The sequence below is a fragment of the Pseudomonas sp. A-B-19 genome (assembly GCF_019947515.1).
Classification (GTDB): Bacteria; Pseudomonadota; Gammaproteobacteria; order Pseudomonadales; family Pseudomonadaceae; genus Aquipseudomonas.
In genome coordinates, this window is sequence record NZ_JAGYGN010000001.1 from 49,531 (window position 1) to 67,123 (window position 17,593).

The 17,593-nt window shown below is 60.4% G+C and carries 6 protein-coding genes; 1 reads left to right on the forward strand and 5 read right to left on the reverse strand.

What is annotated here, in order from left to right:
• Positions 1 to 6 precede the first annotated feature (6 nt).
• Entirely contained in the window at positions 7 to 3,051 is a 3,045-nt protein-coding gene (locus KGA81_RS00220) for an FAD-binding and (Fe-S)-binding domain-containing protein (RefSeq protein ID WP_223544074.1), read from the reverse strand.
• Between the two features lie 159 nt (positions 3,052 to 3,210).
• Between KGA81_RS00220 and KGA81_RS00225 the strand changes: the two genes are divergently transcribed.
• Positions 3,211 to 4,095, forward strand: coding sequence for a LysR substrate-binding domain-containing protein (locus tag KGA81_RS00225; protein ID WP_223544075.1), 885 nt, complete (start codon positions 3,211 to 3,213; stop codon positions 4,093 to 4,095).
• Positions 4,096 to 4,098: 3 nt separating this feature from the next.
• Here the strand turns inward: KGA81_RS00225 and KGA81_RS00230 are convergent, their stop codons facing one another.
• The 4 genes from KGA81_RS00230 to KGA81_RS00245 all read right to left on the reverse strand — a co-directional run bounded on the left by KGA81_RS00230 (position 4,099) and on the right by KGA81_RS00245 (position 17,148).
• Complete coding sequence (locus tag KGA81_RS00230) at positions 4,099 to 4,275, reverse strand: hypothetical protein (protein WP_223544076.1); 177 nt, start codon at positions 4,273 to 4,275, stop codon at positions 4,099 to 4,101.
• Between the two features lie 234 nt (positions 4,276 to 4,509).
• On the reverse strand, positions 4,510 to 5,157 hold the full coding sequence (locus tag KGA81_RS00235) for a hypothetical protein (protein WP_223544077.1): 648 nt from the start codon (positions 5,155 to 5,157) through the stop codon (positions 4,510 to 4,512).
• Between the two features lie 607 nt (positions 5,158 to 5,764).
• Positions 5,765 to 6,469, reverse strand: a complete 705-nt coding sequence (locus KGA81_RS00240) for a hypothetical protein (RefSeq protein ID WP_317850762.1) — start codon at positions 6,467 to 6,469, stop codon at positions 5,765 to 5,767.
• Between the two features lie 50 nt (positions 6,470 to 6,519).
• Positions 6,520 to 17,148: a peroxidase family protein gene (locus tag KGA81_RS00245; protein WP_223544078.1), complete on the reverse strand. Its 10,629-nt coding sequence runs from the start codon at positions 17,146 to 17,148 to the stop codon at positions 6,520 to 6,522.
• Positions 17,149 to 17,593: the final 445 nt, after the last annotated feature.

The window sequence follows — 17,593 nt, forward strand, 5'->3', positions numbered from 1 at the left end:
CTCACGCTACCGTACGTACGGTTGCGCATACGGCGACTCAGCGTACTCCAACAGCACTTCCAGCGGATGACGCAGTTGCCTGTCGGCTAAGCGCTTCACCTGGCTGCGGCAGGAATAACCCGTCGCCAGCGCTTCGCCCTTTTTATCCAGGTTGCCAGCCCATGACTGCTCGAAAATGCTCCGTGAGTTGCCCTGGTTACGTGCTTCATGGCCGAAGGTTCCAGACATGCCGCAGCAGCCGGTCGCCTCAGTCGTCAGCTTGAGCCCGAGCCGGGCAAAAACGGCTTCCCATTGCGAAGTGCTGGCCGGAACATTGGTTTTCTCGGTGCAGTGCGCCAACAAACGGAAGGTCCCGGTCGCGGGATGCGGGTTTTCCGGCAACGCATTGAACAGCCATTCCTGAGGCAGCAAGACCTTCGGGCAATCGTTGAGCCCTGGTACTTTTTGATATTCCTGGCGGTAGACCAGCGTCATCGCCGGGTCCAGCCCCACCAGCGGTACGCCGCAGTCGGCGAGCGCCTTGAGCTGATTGCCGTTGCGGATCGCTGCCTTGGCGAAGGCGCCGAGAAAACCCTGCACATGCAAAGGTTTGCCGTTGGCGCTATAGGGCGCCAGAAACACCCGATATCCCAACTGGTGCGCCAACTGGATAAAGCTCGCCAGCAATGGCGTTTCGAAGTAACGGGTGAAGGCGTCCTGCACCAACACCACGCTGCGCTCACGTTGTGCCGCCGTCAGTTCGCGCAGGGCTGGCACACTGGCGACCGCGACCTTGCAACGGGTCAACGTGGCCTGCAAGTCATGGCGGTGGATCAGCGGGCTGTCGAGCATGCCGACCTGCCGCTCAAGCAGGCGGCTCACCCATTTCGAGCCCATCACTGCGTTGTACAGGCCCGGCGCATAAGCCATGTAGGGAATGGTGAACTCCAGCGAGCCGATCAGGTAGTCACGCAACGGTCGTTGATAGCGACCGTGGTACAGCTCCAGAAAACGCGAACGGAACTCCGGGACATTGACCTTGACCGGACATTGTCCCGCGCAGGATTTACAAGCCAGGCAGCCCGCCATCGCGTCATAGACTTCATGGGAGAAGTCCGCCTCGCCACGCGAACGCGCCAGGTTATTGCGTAACCGCGCCGGCAACCCGCTCAACCACGACAACTTGCCGCGGGCTGCCTGCAATACATCAATGTTGGCCGCGCCTTGCAGACGCAACCATTCGCGAATCAACGACGCCCTGCCCTTCGGCGAATGCTGGCGCTCACGGGTGGCTTTCCACGACGGACACATTGCATCATTGGGGTCGTAGTTGTAGCAGGCGCCATTACCGTTGCAGTGCATGGCGGTGCCGAAGCTTTGCCAGACGCGCTCGTCGATCTGCCGATCCAGATCACCGCGCAGCGTCACTTCGTCGACCTTGAGCAAGCCTTGGGCAGCCTCCGGTGGCGTGCAGATTTTCCCGGGGTTGAGCTGATTGTGTGGGTCGAACGCCCCCTTGAGCGATTGCAAAGCCGGGTACAACTCGCCAAAAAACTCAGGGACGTATTGCGAACGCAAACCCTTGCCGTGCTCGCCCCATAGCAACCCGCCGTAACGCCGGGTCAGTTCGGCCACGGCGTCGGAAATGGGCTTGACCAGCGCGGCCTGGGCCGGGTCTTTCATGTCCAGTGCCGGGCGCACGTGCAACACACCGGCATCGACGTGACCGAACATGCCGTAGCTCAGGCCATAACCATCGAGCAATGCACGAAACTCGGCGATGTAGTCGGCCAGCTTCTCCGGCGGCACGGCGGTGTCCTCAACGAAAGGCTGCGGACGAACCTCGCCTTCGACATTGCCCAGCAGGCCGACCGAGCGTTTGCGCATGGCGTAGACACGGCTCACGGCTTCGGCACCTTCGGCGAGGGTGTGGCCCAGGCGCTCGATAGACGTATCGGTCTGCAGATGTTGCACAAACGACGTCACGCGAGCGCTCACTTGCGCCATGTCTTCGCCGCTGAACTCCATCAGATTGATGCCCAGCGTCGGACGTTCGGCGTCCGTCGGGAAATACTCGGCGACGCTGTGCCAGACGATGTCTTTCATCGCCAGCAGCAACACCCTGGAGTCCACGGTTTCGATGGACAACGGCTTGTGCGCCAGTAACGCATTGGCGTCACGCAGCGCATCCATGAAGCTGCCGTAACGCACGTTCACCAGCACCGAATATTTGGGAATCGGCAGCACGTTGAGCTTGGCTTCGACAACGTAGCCCAATGACCCTTCCGCACCACACAGCACGCTGTTGAGATTGAAACGCCCCTGCTCGTCGCGCAGGTGTGCCAGGTCGTAACCGGTCAGGCAACGGTTGAGTTTGGGGAATACCGACTCGATCAGCTCGGCCTGGGTCTCCTGGATATTGCGCGCCACCCGGTACACTTCGCCGATACGGCCGGGCTGCGCGCAAGCCGCCTCCAGCGCCGCATCGGACAGCGCAAGGCTGTGCAGGCGCTCACCGCCGAGCAGCACACTGTGCAATTCCAGAACGTGATCACGGGTCTTGCCATAGGTGCAACTGCCCTGGCCGCTGGCGTCGGTATTGATCATGCCGCCGACGGTGGCACGGTTGGACGTCGACAGCTCCGGCGCGAAGAACAGCCCGTGAGGTTTGAGCGCGGCATTGAGCTGGTCCTTGACCACGCCCGCCTGCACCCGCACCCAACGCTCGGCGACGTTGATCTCGAGGATAGTGTTCATGTGCCGCGACAGGTCGACCACGATGCCATCGGTCAATGACTGCCCGTTGGTGCCGGTGCCACCACCGCGCGGGGTCAGCTTGATCTGGCGAAAGCGTGGCTCGGCCATCAAGGTCGCGATACGGGCGATGTCGTCCGCGTCCAAGGGGAACACCGCCGCTTGCGGCAGGCGCTGGTAAATCGAGTTGTCCGTCGCCAGCACCGTGCGGGTCGCGTAGTCGGTGCTGAGCTGACCGCGAAAGCCGCTGGCGCGCAGGGCTTGCAGAAACTCCGGGTACTGGGCCGCGGGTGCAACGGTGGGCAACTGGGCGATCATCGCAGACTGTTCTCTTGTCGGTGTATTCACGGAAAAACTCAAAACACTTGTCGCCTGAGCATTAATGGGTCAGCCTCAGGTCGTCGGCTGCACCAATGATCCCGCAGGCCCTGGCACCGGACAAACGGATAATCCTGCCGCTATCGATGACTTTTACGAATGAATTACCGTCACCTCACCCCTTCGATGTCGTTGCTGCTGGCCTTTGAAGCCGCCGCCCGCCATGAAAGCTATACCCGCGCCGCGATGGAACTGTCACTGACCCAGAGCGCCGTGAGCCGGCAGGTCCAGGCGCTGGAACAGCAACTGGGCCTGACGCTGTTCCGCCGTGAAGGCCGGCAAGTGCAGTTGACCGATGTCGGTCGTCTTTATCAGCGGGAAATGAGCGAAGCGCTCGGACGCATCCGCAGCGCCACGTTGCAGGCCATGGCTTATCAATCGGGCAGCGGCACGTTGCGCCTGGCCACCTTGCCGACCTTCGGCTCGAAGTGGTTATTGCCGCGCCTGCATGACTTCTACAAAACCCATCCCGGCATGCTGGTGCACATCAATTCCCGGATCGATGCCATTGACTTTGAAACCAGCGGGATCGATGCCGCGATCATGGTCGGCAGCGCCAACCTGCCGGGCCTGATCAGCCATCGCCTGCACACCGAAGAACTGATGGTGATCATTTCGCCAGAAGCGGCCGAAATCCATGACGCCTGGACCCCTGACCGAATTGCTGGCCAGACGCTGCTCAACGTCGCGAGCAACGCCAACGTCTGGGGCGAGTGGTTCAGCCACCACGGCCTGCCCCATCGGATGATGCGGCTGGGACCGAGTTTCGAACTCACCTCGCACTTGATCCAGGCCGTCAGGGCCGGCATCGGCATCGGTCTGGTGCCACGTATCCTGGTGACCGACGAGTTGGCCAACAACGAACTGGTCAGTCTCGATCAGCCCTTTGCCAGCCAGCGCAGTTACTACCTGGCCTATCCGCCGCGCAACGAAATGCTACCTTCACTCGTCGCGTTTCGTACCTGGTTGCTGGAACAGATCTGACGGTTACCGCCCAAGGAACGCGTAGCCGAAACCCACCACCTTGGCGTCTTCGCCGTAGCCGCCCAGGAACGAAACACCCACCGGCAGGTTGCCCTCGATGATGCCTGCCGGAACGGTGATCTCGGGAAATCCTGTGGCCGAGGCAATGTACGACGACGCGTAGGGCAGCGAACCGGCCACTCAGCGCCGGTCTTGCGACGTATAAAAATGAACGTGACTGTCTATTCTTTTGATCAACGGCAGCACCGCCGCCGAATTGACCCGGCTGCCGGGATGTCACTGACTCAGTCTGTCTCCTTGCGAACCAGGTTAAGCGAAAATTCATGGGTGCAGGTCCGGGTTGAAACCTGCACCATGAAGGTCGCCATCTTTCGGACTCGGGACGAGCCCGCAGGATTTACGCAAATAACCGGCTCAGCATGCGCTTGCAACTGTCCGCTGAGGCGCAACGTAGTCGTCCTGTTTTTTCGCTCGCTGAGTCAGCACCAGCATCGTCAGGAACCCGAGCACAATCAGTACCGGATAAGCCATCAACAGTTCGGAAAGGGAAAACTTCCAGGCCAAAGGGCGCCCGACTCCCAGCATGGCGGCATACATCCAGGACACTGCCGACAACGAGCCGCAGGCCAACGCCAGCATCCGTGCACTGAATCCGAGGTTGAGCAAGGAGCCTGCCTTTTGCAGGGCCGGCAGTACCAGGCGATGCAACAAGACGCCGTTGTAACTCAGCAACGCCACAATAATGACTTTGGCTTGAAGCTTTGGATTCATGAAGTAATCGAGACCTTTGTCCAGGTAATCAATACCGACGACAGCGATACCCGTTACCCACAGTGCTATCAGTGCAACGACGACAGACTTTTGTAGACTTTCCATGTGAGCATTATCATGTTCAGTGACCACGTTGCGCCTTAAAAGGTCTTTGACCATAGCGACATCACTGGTCAACACCAAACCAATGGCTACACAACACGCCACTAAATGAACGTAAATAACACCCAGACGTAAAAACTCCAGGAATTCTTTATTTTCCATAAGACTTATAATTGTATTTATAGCCACGGTATTTTCTCCACCTTATTCGACAGTACAGGTCGACTGCTTGACAGGTTTTTTAATTATTAAAAATCCTGTGCGACCTTACTTCTAAAAGATAAGCCAAATCATGGACTCGGCACTGTTAACCTCATTGACTCGCTCGGCAAATCAATGACCGGCTGGTTTATTACTCCCCTGAGTTTCAGATAAAAATCCCCCAGTTTGCATTCACTGCATTTGAGATAAACTTCCACTTCTTTTTTGCGATTGCAGGGGCAGGTCATGACTGACGTGCTTAGGAGTCAGAGGGCACAGACGCTCCAATGTTCATTTCTCGAGCAACCCACCGACAAACGGTGCGTAGCGCAAGTGCGCCTGAAGCGATAGTAACAAGACAACTTTCACGCTATGCCCCACCACAACTGGTCTGCCTGACTGGATGCACTTCGACAGCCGCTTATTGGATCCACTAGTTGTTATACATCCCATAACATGCGCAATAGCGAGCAACTCTCATTCAGCGCAAACTCCGACTACGAATTCCACGGTGATTCAGCCACCCTTTCAGGCACATGGCGACGCAGGATTAACTTAAACAATAAGGGTGTAAATCAAGTCTCTGCACTCATGCTCAAAACCCGAAGTAAACAAATGCCGTAGCTGCCGCTATACCCCATGCGGCCAACGCCATGACTGTTGAATTGTACGGTAATCGGGATTCGCTCAATCGCTGCAAGCCTGGCTTCGAAAACCCGGTTTGGTCATAACGGCAATCCATGATTGCGCGGTAGGTATATCGCAAGCCGACTAACAGAAACAGGGTGATCAGGCCGAGGACAAGTCCACGCCTGACAGGTGGTTTAACCAATGGAGCAAGGTGATCCCGTTCGCAGGCAATGCTATCGACTTGCGCAACGGAAACGAGTTGATAATCCGTCGAAGAGCGCTTTTGGCCAATCTGGGTCGCCGCCTCTAGATCCAACACCTGATACTTCCAGAGCGTTGACGAGCCATTGCGGCAGAAGGTAAACGCTGCAGGACTTGAGACGGCGATAATAAAAGCGTCGTTGATGTCCAGTTTTTTCAGCGTTTCTGTGGCTGACCTGGTGAAGCCCAGGTCGAAGATCGAAGTGATCCCGGTAGCAGAAGCCGCGACCGCAACCAATAGGCTGCTCAAGAGGCAGATGACTGAAATGTTCAAGGCCGGGTTTCCTTTTTCCATTATTTCTTTGATTTCGCAGTTCGGTTCCAACCTGCCTTGATGAGCTCCAGTACGCTGCTGGCACTCCGATAGCTGATGGGCAATTGAATCGAAGGAGAAAGGGAGGGCATCCATTGCCCTCCCCTCTACTGTTCCGCCCTCCTGCGACGGTACTGACCTGGGCCTCAAGTGGCCAGAATGAAGTCCGTCTGATCAACGGTCGCGCTGTTGACACCCACCAGGTGAATGGTGTCCGCCCCGATCCCTACCACCGTGTCCGCCCCGTTAGCCGTTATGCTCACGTTGGCCGCGAACGTCGCGCTGTTGATCCCCAGCGCCGTGATATTGAGCAAGTCCTGCCCGGCCGGATTGGCTCCGAAGTTCAGGATCGTATCGTTGCCGAAACCGGCGGCTGCAAACACGAACGTATCGTTGCCGGCCACGCCGCCACTCATCACGTCGTTACCGCCACCACCGGCGAGAACGTCGTTACCTGCACCACCCACGAGCGTGTTGCCGAGCGCGTTGCCGGTGCCCGCGAAGTTGCCGCTGCCGCCGAAAAACAGATTCTCGGTGTCAGCACCCAGGGTGTAACTCGCGAGCGAGGTCCAGACCGTGTCGTTGCCGCCACCGGCGTTCTCGCCTACCACGTCCCCAAGGTCGGTGACTTCGTAGACATCGTTGCCAGCACCGCCGACCATCGTGTCGGCACCTGCGCCACCGATGAGGACGTCGTTACCCGCACCACCCACGAGCGTGTTGGCCAGCTCGTTGCCGGAGCCCGCAAAGTTGCCGCTGCCGCCGAAAAACAGATTCTCGACGTTGGCACCCAGGCTGTAGCTCGCGAGCGAGGTCCAGACCGTGTCGCTGCCGGCACCGGCGAGCTCGATCACCACGTCCCCAAGGTCAGTGGCTTCGTAGACATCGCTGCCAGCACCGCCGGCCATCGTGTCGGCACCTCCGGCACCGATGAGGATGTCGTTACCCGCACCGCCCGCGATCGTATTGCCGAGCACGTTACCGGTGCCCGCGAAGTTGCCGCTGCCGCCGAAAAACAGGTTTTCGACGTTGGCACCCAGGGTGTAGCTTGCGAGCGAGGTCCAGACCGTGTCGCTGCCGGCACCGGCGAGCTCGCTTACCACGTCCCCAAGGTCGGTGACTTCGTAGACATCGCTGCCGCCACCGCCAGCCATCGTGTCGGCACCTGCGCCACCGATCAGGACGTCGTTACCCGCACCGCCCACGAGCGTGTTGCCGAGCGCGTTGCCGGTGCCCGCAAAGTCGCCGCTGCCGCCGAAAAACAGATTCTCGACGTTGGCACTCAGCGTGTAGCTCGCGAGCGAGGTCCACACCGTGTCGCTGCCGGCACCGCCGAGCTCGGTCACCACGTCCCCGAGGTCGGTGACTTCGTAGATATCGTCGCCCACACCGCCGGCCATGGTATCGGCACCCGCCCCCCCGATGAGCATGTCATTGCCCGCGTCACCATTGAGGATGTCGTTGCCGCCCATGCCGCTCAGGATGTCGTTGCCAGCACCTCCGCTGGCCACGTCGTCGCCTGCCGTGCCGGTCCATATGTCGGCATCGGCGGTACCGACAAACACATCACCGGCGGCCACCGGGGCCGTGGCGTCGGACGCAACACTTTCGGCCGTACCTAAGTCATCCACGTAACTGACTACCACGCGCACCTGATCGCCAACCTGAGCCTGGCCAAGCGCGAACGTGCTGGCGGTGGCTCCGGCGATGTCGACGAAAGTGACCCCATTGGTTTCCTGCCACTGGAAGGTGAACTGCGGATTGCTGAGGCCATCGACGTCGACGATGGTCGACGGGTCGGCGGTCAACACCTCGTTCAGAAACGCAAGCCCGAGGACGGTCGGCCCTGCGGTCGCTACGCTGTTCCCCGCCGAATCGACGATCTCCAGCGTACCATTGCCATCCTGATACACCGCCCGAACGCGGATGTTCAGACCGGCGACATCGTCCGCTACCAGATAGGTGGCACCGATCGCCCGCGATACCTCGCCAGCGGCGACAAAGGAGATGTCTTCAAAGATGCCCGAACCCGGAACGTTTTCGACCTGCCAGTAGTAAGCCACGGGACCGGTTACCGCGCCGGTCGGATTGGCCGCACTCACGTTGTCCGCGTCGCGGACCGACTGGTCGCTGACGCGCAACAGTTGGCCGGCGACAGACGCATCGGTACGCGCACCGGTGGCAGCATCGAAGATTGCCAGACGCCCCACAGGTGCGCTGTTCAAGGCGGTGCCAACGCCGGACGCCTGCGCCTGGTCAGAGAACTGCAGACGCTCGATGCCCGTCAGGCGATCGACGCCATCACGCCCGGCCACCAGGTCGGTCACGATGACGGCATTGCCGTCGACAGCGACTGTGTACTCCGACGCATTACCGGTGAACACCGCGGTGTCGAAGCTGTCAGTGCCGGTCAGAATCTCCCGCACGATGACCAGTTGGCCCGGGTTGTAAGTACCGTTGAGCATCGCCTGAACCATCGGCGCCATGCTGTCGAACGTAGCGATTTCCGCGCCAGTGCCATCGGCGTTCGCCCGTACGCTGATGCGTACGTTCAGCCACTTGTCACCGTCGATGATGTCGTCACCACCGCGACCTTCGATGAGGTCGCTGCCGCTGCCACCGAGGATGATGTTGCCGCCGTCGAAGAACGTCGCTCCGACTGGCAGCAGGCCCGCCAGACCGTCGATCAGGCTGATGTTGGTCAGTACACTGCCGGTTGCACCCGCAACGGGTAGCGTTGCGGCAGTTTCGCTGTCACCGCGCAGGAAGTCACCGTGGGACGAACCCGACAGCCCTTCCATGATGTCGAAACGCACCAGCGCCGAGGCGCCCGAACCTGGCACCGGTGGCACATCGAAGAAGCGGTCGCTGTAATCGATGGTCACGCCCTGGGCGAGATCCTTGAAGGTTGCCCAGTCATAGCCGGAGCCGCCGATATAGCGGTCACCGAAGCCGAGACTGCCGACCATGATGTCGTCACCGCCTTCGCCATTGAACTTGTCGTTCTCGTTACCGCCGATGAATACATCGTTGCCGATGACCGGGTCGTTGCCGAGCGGGTCGAAGTTGTCGCCAGGCGCACCGTCCGAGGTGCCCTTCTCGATCCAGTCGTCGCCTTCGTTACCCATGTCCTGTTCGTTGGCCTTGCTGCCCAGGATGAAGTCATTACCCTGACCACCAATGGCCTCGGAGGCATCCTCACCGGTCACGATGAAGTCGCTGCCGAACCCGCCAATGATCAGGTTGATGCCGTTGCCTCCGTGCAGCACGTCGTTGCCGTCGCCACCCTGGATGTTATCGTCGCCGCCGGTGTCGGTGATGATGTCGTCGCCGGCACCACCGCGCAACTGGTCGTTGCCGTCACCGCCGTCGATGCGATCGTTGCCGCCATCCCCCCAGACCGTGTCATCGCCTTCACTGGAGATGAGGATGTCTGCGTCGTCTGTGCCACCCAGCACGATGTGCTCGGCACCGTTGTACCGGATGTAGTTGGTGTCCGGCCCCACGGTCAGCGGGTTGTCGCGGAACACTACCTGCTCGCCGTTCGGGCCGAGCGGGTCGGCGGTGAGCAGGCCTTCGTTGAATTGCCTGCCCTGATCCACTTCCAGATAGAACCCAGGGTCCGAGAACACCAGGCCCGGCAAGTGCGTGGCCGAGGTGTTGGCCATGATCAGCTTGGCGAACGAGTTGCTTTCAAGCTCGGCATTCATCGACAGGCCAGAGGTACGCTCCAGGTAGTAGAAGCGGTCGCCGTCCTGCAGTTTTTCCAGCTGGTTCTCGAACACGAAGTTGAAGGTCGAGCCGAGCATGCCGCCGAACGGGGTTTTCTGTTCGGCCAGGCCGCCGATCCACAGGTCAATGGCATCGACACCGGTGACCGTCACACCCTTCAGGTCGTCGGCAGTGCCCGGCACGCCATCCGTGCCGGCCAGCGTAACGTTGGCATAGGCACCCGTGCTGTTGAGGAAGTCCAGACGGTCAGCCGGCGCCCCCACACCACCAAAGACCAGCGCCAGGGCTGCCGCGCGCTTGCCTTCCAGTGTGAGCGCCGCCGTGATCGTGTCATGCGTGCCATAGGCCGCGATGAAGTTGATCAACGACTCCGGATGTTTGAGGTACTGCACCAGATCGACCCAGCTGGTGTACGGCTTGAGTTGGCTATCACCGGTCTGGCTGTAGATGTCGCGGCGGATCGCGTTGAGTGAGGGAATCCCCACGTCGCGGCCGCGGGCGATGTTGAGCGCAGGCAGGTCGAGCGGCAGGCCAAGCAGGTTGTTGCGCAGCGCCTCGGTGACGAACTCGTCGATTTCGTTACCGGCTTGCCGCGTTACCCCGCGTACGATCGCACTAGTCGCGTCCTCTGGCGATACGCCACTGGCGGCGTACGCCAACGGGTTGAGGAACGCCGCGATCAAGCCCATTTGCTGATCGGGATTAGCGCTGGCCGGATCGCCTATCACATTGAAGTCGATGTCGTAGCGATCGACGGTCTCGGTCAGCATCGAGTGGCCAAACCGATACACGGTGTGGGCGAACTCGGCGACGATCGAGGCATCGAGATCGACGTCGTAGACCTGGGTCGGTGCGAAGAACAGGTCGACTCTAGGCTGGATGGTCCGCGCAAACTCCTCGAACACCAGGTGCTGATACTGCATTTCGGTGCCGAACTTGGCCGCCTGGAACAAGCGCTCGCCATTCCACACAAGCGCATCGAACTCGGCCTGGGTGGCTGGCAACGCGGCCACCGGATTGAGCAGCCACTCGTTGAGGAAGGCCACGTCACCCGAGTCGAGCACGGTGTCCTTGGTCTGCTGGACCAGACGGTTGTGTTCGGAGTGGAAGATCGCATGCACCGCGGTCAGGCCGATGTTCTCGTTGACCCGGCCGTCGCCAGCGATGTAGTGAGCGTCGAGCAGTTCGTTGTCATAGGTCAGGTTGTTGCCGGCCGCGTCAATGGGCTGCGCATTACCGACAGCGGTGTCGGCATCCGCCTGCAGAACCCCACCGACGATTACCGGCGCGGCATTGTGGTTAATGTCGACGAGGAACTGGTGACCGGTGCGCACAGCATTGGTCAGGTCAAGGGGAGCAGTCGGATCGCCTTCGACAAGGAGGTCATCCGGCGTGCCGCCAAGACCGTCAGCCCCCTTCATCACCACCATCGGGAAGCCGTTCGGCCCCTTGATGAAATTGCCATAGGCGTCAGTCGCCAACAGCGGGGCGTTGTCGACGTCGGCATCGGTCAGGTTGATGCCGAGAATGTCACGGGCTTGCGCCTTGACCACCTTCCAGGTCGCCATGCCACCGATTTCGACGTCGTCCGCGGTACCAAACCGGCCATCCGCGCCCAGATCACGGTTGGTGATCAGCCTGCCGGTCGCTATAGGGCCAGTGTCGGTCAGTTGATAAGCGCGCAGGAACACCTGGTGCGACGGGTGCGAGCTATAGGTCTGGTTCTGGTCCACGAATGGCGTGGTGGTGTTGCTTTGTTCATGGATGTCGTCGGCCGTACCGAGAACGCCATCCGGCCCCGGCAGGTTGGTCGCGCGGGTCAGGACCATGAAGTTGGTCGGGCTACCGGGCACGAACAGTGGATCATCCGGTTGCAGCGGGATGAAGACGGTGCCCGAACCACCTTTGGTGACCAGGTCCAGACCATGATCGAAGAACTGCCCGAAGAAGGTCATCCAGGCGTTGAACGGCGCGGACAACCCCGCGTCCGCCGCGACGTTCTCGAAAAAGTACACATCGTGATCATCGGCAGTACCGAACTGACCATCCATCCCTGGGCTGGCGACAATCTGTACGCCTTCCTTGAGCACGTCGTCGTTACCCACCGCGCCGAAGTTCAGCACGCCGTCCAGGCCCGGGTTGAATGCCGTGGCATAGGCTGCCGGGTTGTTCGCTGTCTGATCGACGATCAGGTTACTGATGGTGCGTGGCTGCGAGTCAATCACAAGGCCACTGTTCTGCGCATACGACGTCCCCCCTTCCGCCGGATTGAAGACCGGATCGGTCAAGCGCGGAAAGACATTATCGGCGGCACCAAACTCGGTATTGTTGTTGCCATTGAGGTTCATCAGGTTGTTGTTCGACCCGTCGACCGCACGCAGGCCCAACGGCGCGCGGATATTCGGGATCAGCGAGAGGATGTCCTGACCGGACGCTTCGGCCTCCGCAATCTTGATCTGGTCAAGAATGAAATTGAGGTCGGAGCGGACCATGTGCAGGCCCGCGCCACCCGCAGTGGCATCGACTACAGGTACCAGCGCCGTTGGCGTGACCGGTGCACCGGCAACGATGGCAGCCGTCGGCGTGGAGAACAGGATCTCCGTGGTGCCATGACCGTCCTGATAGATCGCCTTGACCCGCAACGACAACCCGGCGAGATCAGGAGAGACCTTGAACGCGGTGCCGTCGGCGCTTTGGAACGCCAGGTCGCCAGCCGGCAACAGGATGATGTCCTCGAATACGCCGCTGCCTGGAGTTGCCTCGAATTGCCAGATGTAGGACACCGAGGAGTTGGTGATCAAGCCCTGCGGATTACCCGCCGCGACGTTGTCGGCATCGCGCACCCCGGCCACACTGACCGTCAGCGTGTCACCCACTGTTATTGCCCCGCCGTTGCCATCCGAGACAGTCGGACTGCCAACCGGTTGGGCATTGAGCCCATCCACCAGCACCAACTGGTCATCGGCGAATTGCAGGCGTTCGATATGCAGCAGGGTATCGGTGCCGTCGCGACCCGCGACGCTATCTATCACTGTATAGACATCGTCCGCCAGATCGTCCGTGCCACGGTCGTCAACGGTAACCGTATACTCGGCCTGAAGCCCGGAGTAGATGGCCGTGTCGAAGGCAGCCCCGCCCGTCGAGGTGCCGGGCATGATTTCCCGCACGGCCTTGAGCTGGCCAGGGTTAAAGGTGCCGTCCAGCATGAACGGGATCATATCGACCATGCTGTCGAAGGTGGCGATCTCAGGACCGGTATGGTTGACATCGCCAGCGGCATAAACGGCAATCCGCACATTGATCCATTTGTCGCCATCGATCAGATCATCGCCACCGCGGCCCTCGATCAGGTCGCTGCCATTGCCGCCGAGGATGATGTTGCCAGTGGCAAAGCCCGTGACCGGCAATCCGGCATCGGCCAGGAACTGGTCCAGTCCGCGGATCAGCGCGACATTGGTCAGCGCACTGCCCGTGGCACCACCGTGGTTGACGATAGTGACGGCATCGACATCATCGCCTTTGAGCACATCGCCAAAAGCCGAACCAGACAAGCCTTCGACCTCGGCAAAACGGTCGAGAATCGAGGCTGGCGAGGCACCGACCGGATTGAATATGCCGGCATTCTGGTTTGGTGCGTTACCGTGGGGCTGCGCCAGCGCCGCCAGGCTCAGGTCAACGGTCACGCCGACCTTGTCATTCTTGTAGGAGACCCAGTCGAAACCGGACATGCCGTCCATCTTGTCCTGGGCATCGCTGCCGATGAAGATGTCGTCGCCACCCTCGCCGATCATTTCGTCGAAGCCGCCACCACCGACAAAGATGTCGTTGCCGATCACGTCGTCATTGAGCAATGGCGAGAAGTTATCGCCAGGCGCACCGTCCTGGGCACCCTTCTCGATCCAGTCATCACCTTCGTTGCCGGTCGGTGGCAGGTTGGTCTTGGCACCGAGGATGAAGTCGTCACCCTGGCCGCCGAAGGTAGTGCTGATGTCTTCGGTGGTGATGATGAAGTCCTGGCCATCGCCACCCAGGATCAGGTTGCCCGCAGCAAGCATGCTGCCGACCACGATCACATCGTTACCGGCATTGCCTTCCAGACGGTTGTCGCCGAACGAGTCGGAGATGATGTCATCACCCGCGCCGCCCAGTACCGCATCGTTCCCGGCACCGCCTTCGAGGCGGTCGTTGCCGGCGTCGCCGTAAAGGGTGTCATCGCCGTCACCGGAAATGATGATGTCATTGCCGGCGGTGCCACCCATGACGATATGGTCTTCACCGGTGTAATGCAGATAATTGGTGTCCGGCCCCACGGTGTCGGGGTTATCGCGAATCACCAGCGGCACGACTTCCACGCCGTTGATCATGATGCCGCCCGTCGGATCGGCACGGCTGTCCACACCCAGGCCGGTGAACTGGGCGGCCTGATTCACTTCGAGAGTGAACGTCGGCGTCAGGAACACGGTGTTCGCCAGGTGGGTGACATCGGTGTTGAGCATGATCAGCTTGGCAAAGGAGTTGTTCTCAAGTTCAGTGCCGAAGTTCAGGCCCGCGGTACGCGACAGGTAGTAGAAGCGGTCGCCGTTCTGCAACGCCTCCATCTGGGTTTCAAACACGAAGTTGAACGTCGAGCCGAGCATGCCGCCGAACGGCATCTTCTGTTCGGCGAGGCCACCGACCCAGAAGTCGATGTCGTCGACGCCCGTGATCGTCACACCTGCCAGGTCATCTGCAGTACCCAGTACCCCATCCCTGCCTGCCGTCGTTACGTTGGCCCAGGCACCGGTGCTGTTGAGGAAGTCCAGGCGGTCAGCCGGCGAACCGGCAACATTGAAGACCAGCGCAAAGGCTGCAGCGCGTTTGTCTGCCAACGTGGTCGCCGCCGTGATCGAAGAATGCGTACCAAAGGCCGCAATGAAGTTCACCAGCGACTCGGGGTGCTTGAGGCTGTCCGCCAGGTCAGCCCAACTGATGTACGGCTTGAGTTGGCTGTCGCCTGTGGATGCGTAGAACTCACGGCGCGCCTCGTTCAAGGTGGGGATGCCGGTGTCGCGACCACGCGCCAGGTTCAGGCTCGGCAAATCGAGCGGTAGACCGAGCAGGTTGTTGCGCAACGCTTCGGTGACGAACTCATCGATCTCGTTGCCGACCTGACGAGTCACACCACGCACGATCGCCCCTGCCGCCTGGTCCGCAGTTACCCCGCTACCGGCGAACGCCAACGGGTTGAGGAAGGCTGCGATCAGACCCAGTTGCGAGTCCGGGTTGGCCGGGTCAGTGAGGAGCGGATTGAACGCGGGGTCGAAGCGATCGACGGTCTCGGTCAACATCGAGTGACCGAAGCGGTACACCACGTGGGCGAACTCGGCGAAGATTGCCGGGTTGATCGAGGTGTCATACCCGCTAGGCGCAAGGAATCCGTCGACCTGCGGCTGAATGGTCCGTGCGAACTCCTCGAACACCAGGTGCTGGTACTGCATTTCAGTGCCGAACTTGGCGGCCTGGAACAGGCGTTCGCCGTCCCACACCAACGCTGCGATCTCGGCGGGTGTAGTCGGAATCGCGGCCACGTCGACTGCCAGCCACTCATTCAGGAAAGCCAGGTCGCCGGCGGCTATGAGGGTGTCCTTGGTTTGCTGGACCAGACGGTTGTGCTCGGAGTGGAACACATGGTGCACGGTAGTCAGGCCGATGTTTTCGTTGACCCGACCGTCGCCGGCAATGTAGTGGGCGTCGAGCAGTTCGTTGTCATAGGTCAGGTTGTTGCCGCCCGCGTCAACGGGCTGCGCATTGCCGACAGCGATGTCGGCATCCGCCTGCAGAACCCCGCCAACGACGACCGGCGCGGCATTGTGGGCGATGTCGTCGAGGAAGCCATGCCCGGTACTCACCGCGTTGGCCAGACTGATCGGAGCTGCCCGGTTGCCTTCGACCAGTTGAGTGACGTCATCCGCTGTCCCGGCGATGCCGTCAGCACCGTTGCTGATGCGAATCACCACCTGCGGCATGCCGTTCGGCCCGCGGATGAAGTTGCCGTACGCATCGGTTGCCAGCAATGGCACGTTGTGTACATCGGCGTCAGTCAGGTCGATGCCCAGAATGTCACGGGCCTGGGCCTTGACCACCTTCCAGGTCGCCATGCCGCCATTTTCGCCGCTGCCATCGTCGGCAGTGCCGAACAGGCCATCGGCGCCGAGATCGCGGTTGGTAATCAAGCGCCCCGTGGCAACAGGATCGCCGGCCGCATTGAGCATGTACTCGCGCAGGAACACCTGATGCGAAGGGTGCGAGCTGTAGGTCTGGCTCTGGTCGACGAACGGCGAGGTGGTGTTGGTCTGGCCGTCATCGGCAGTGCCGACGACTCCGTCCGCGCCGGCGGTACGCACCGCGCGTGGCAGCACCATGAAGTTGGTCGGGCTGCCCGCTACGAACAACGGATCGTCCGGTTGCAGCGGAATAAACACGAAGTCGGTAGCGCTCTTGGTGACCAGGTCCAGGCCGTGGTCGAAGAACTGGCCGAAGAAGGTCATCCACGAGTTGAAGCTGGCGGTCAGGCCGACGTCCGGCGACACGTTGGGCATGAAGAACACATCCTTGTCATCGGCCGTGCCGAACACACCATCCAGCCCGGGGCTGGTGACGATCTGTACACCGTCCTTGAGCACATCGTCGTTGCCCACCGTACCGAAGTTGAGCACACCGTCCAGGCCCGGGTCGAACGCTGCGGCATAAGCCGCCGGGTTATTGGCGGTCTGGTCGACGATCAGGTTACTGATAATCCGTGGTTGCGGATCGGTCACCGACCCTGTCCCGGCGTATGCATCCAGAAACGAGGGATCAAGCAGGCGCGGGAACGCATCGTCCGCGGCGCCAAACTCGCTCTGGCTGGTGACCAGGTTGTTGAAGGTGCCATCGACGGTACGCAGGCCGAATGGCACCTGAGTGTTGGGAAGCAAATCAATGAGGCTGGTGCCGTCGGCATTCGCTTCTGCGATAAAGATTTGCTTGAGGATGAACTCCAGGTCCGACTTGCTGAAATTGGCCATTTTGGATTGCCCTCGATCTGTCTGGGTAAAGGCACGGGACGAGGAAATCCTCCCGCGCCAAGTCAAGTGCTGGCTTGCGCAGTTTGTTGGGTATGTTTTTTTTGCGAGAGATCTGGCGCTACCCGGGACTCGGGATACGCGCCTGGAGTTCGCGAAATGAATTGCTCGCCGGGCGATCAGGCAGAGCGGATTCGAGCCCTGGGCGGGCCATGGAATCTGGAAGTGAAGGCGAACGTCCTGGACACCACCTTCCCTCTGCAAAGAAACGAAATGATCGACATGATTCGGCTCCTCTCGGGAAAGTCACCGCGCCTTGCATTGCCAAAGCGATGGCAAGCTACAGGCGGGTGGGCTCCACCGATAACTAAGACTAAAGTTCCATAGCAAATTTTTGTCAATTTTACGTCGATAAAACAGACGACTGGTGTTAGTGCTTTTAACTATC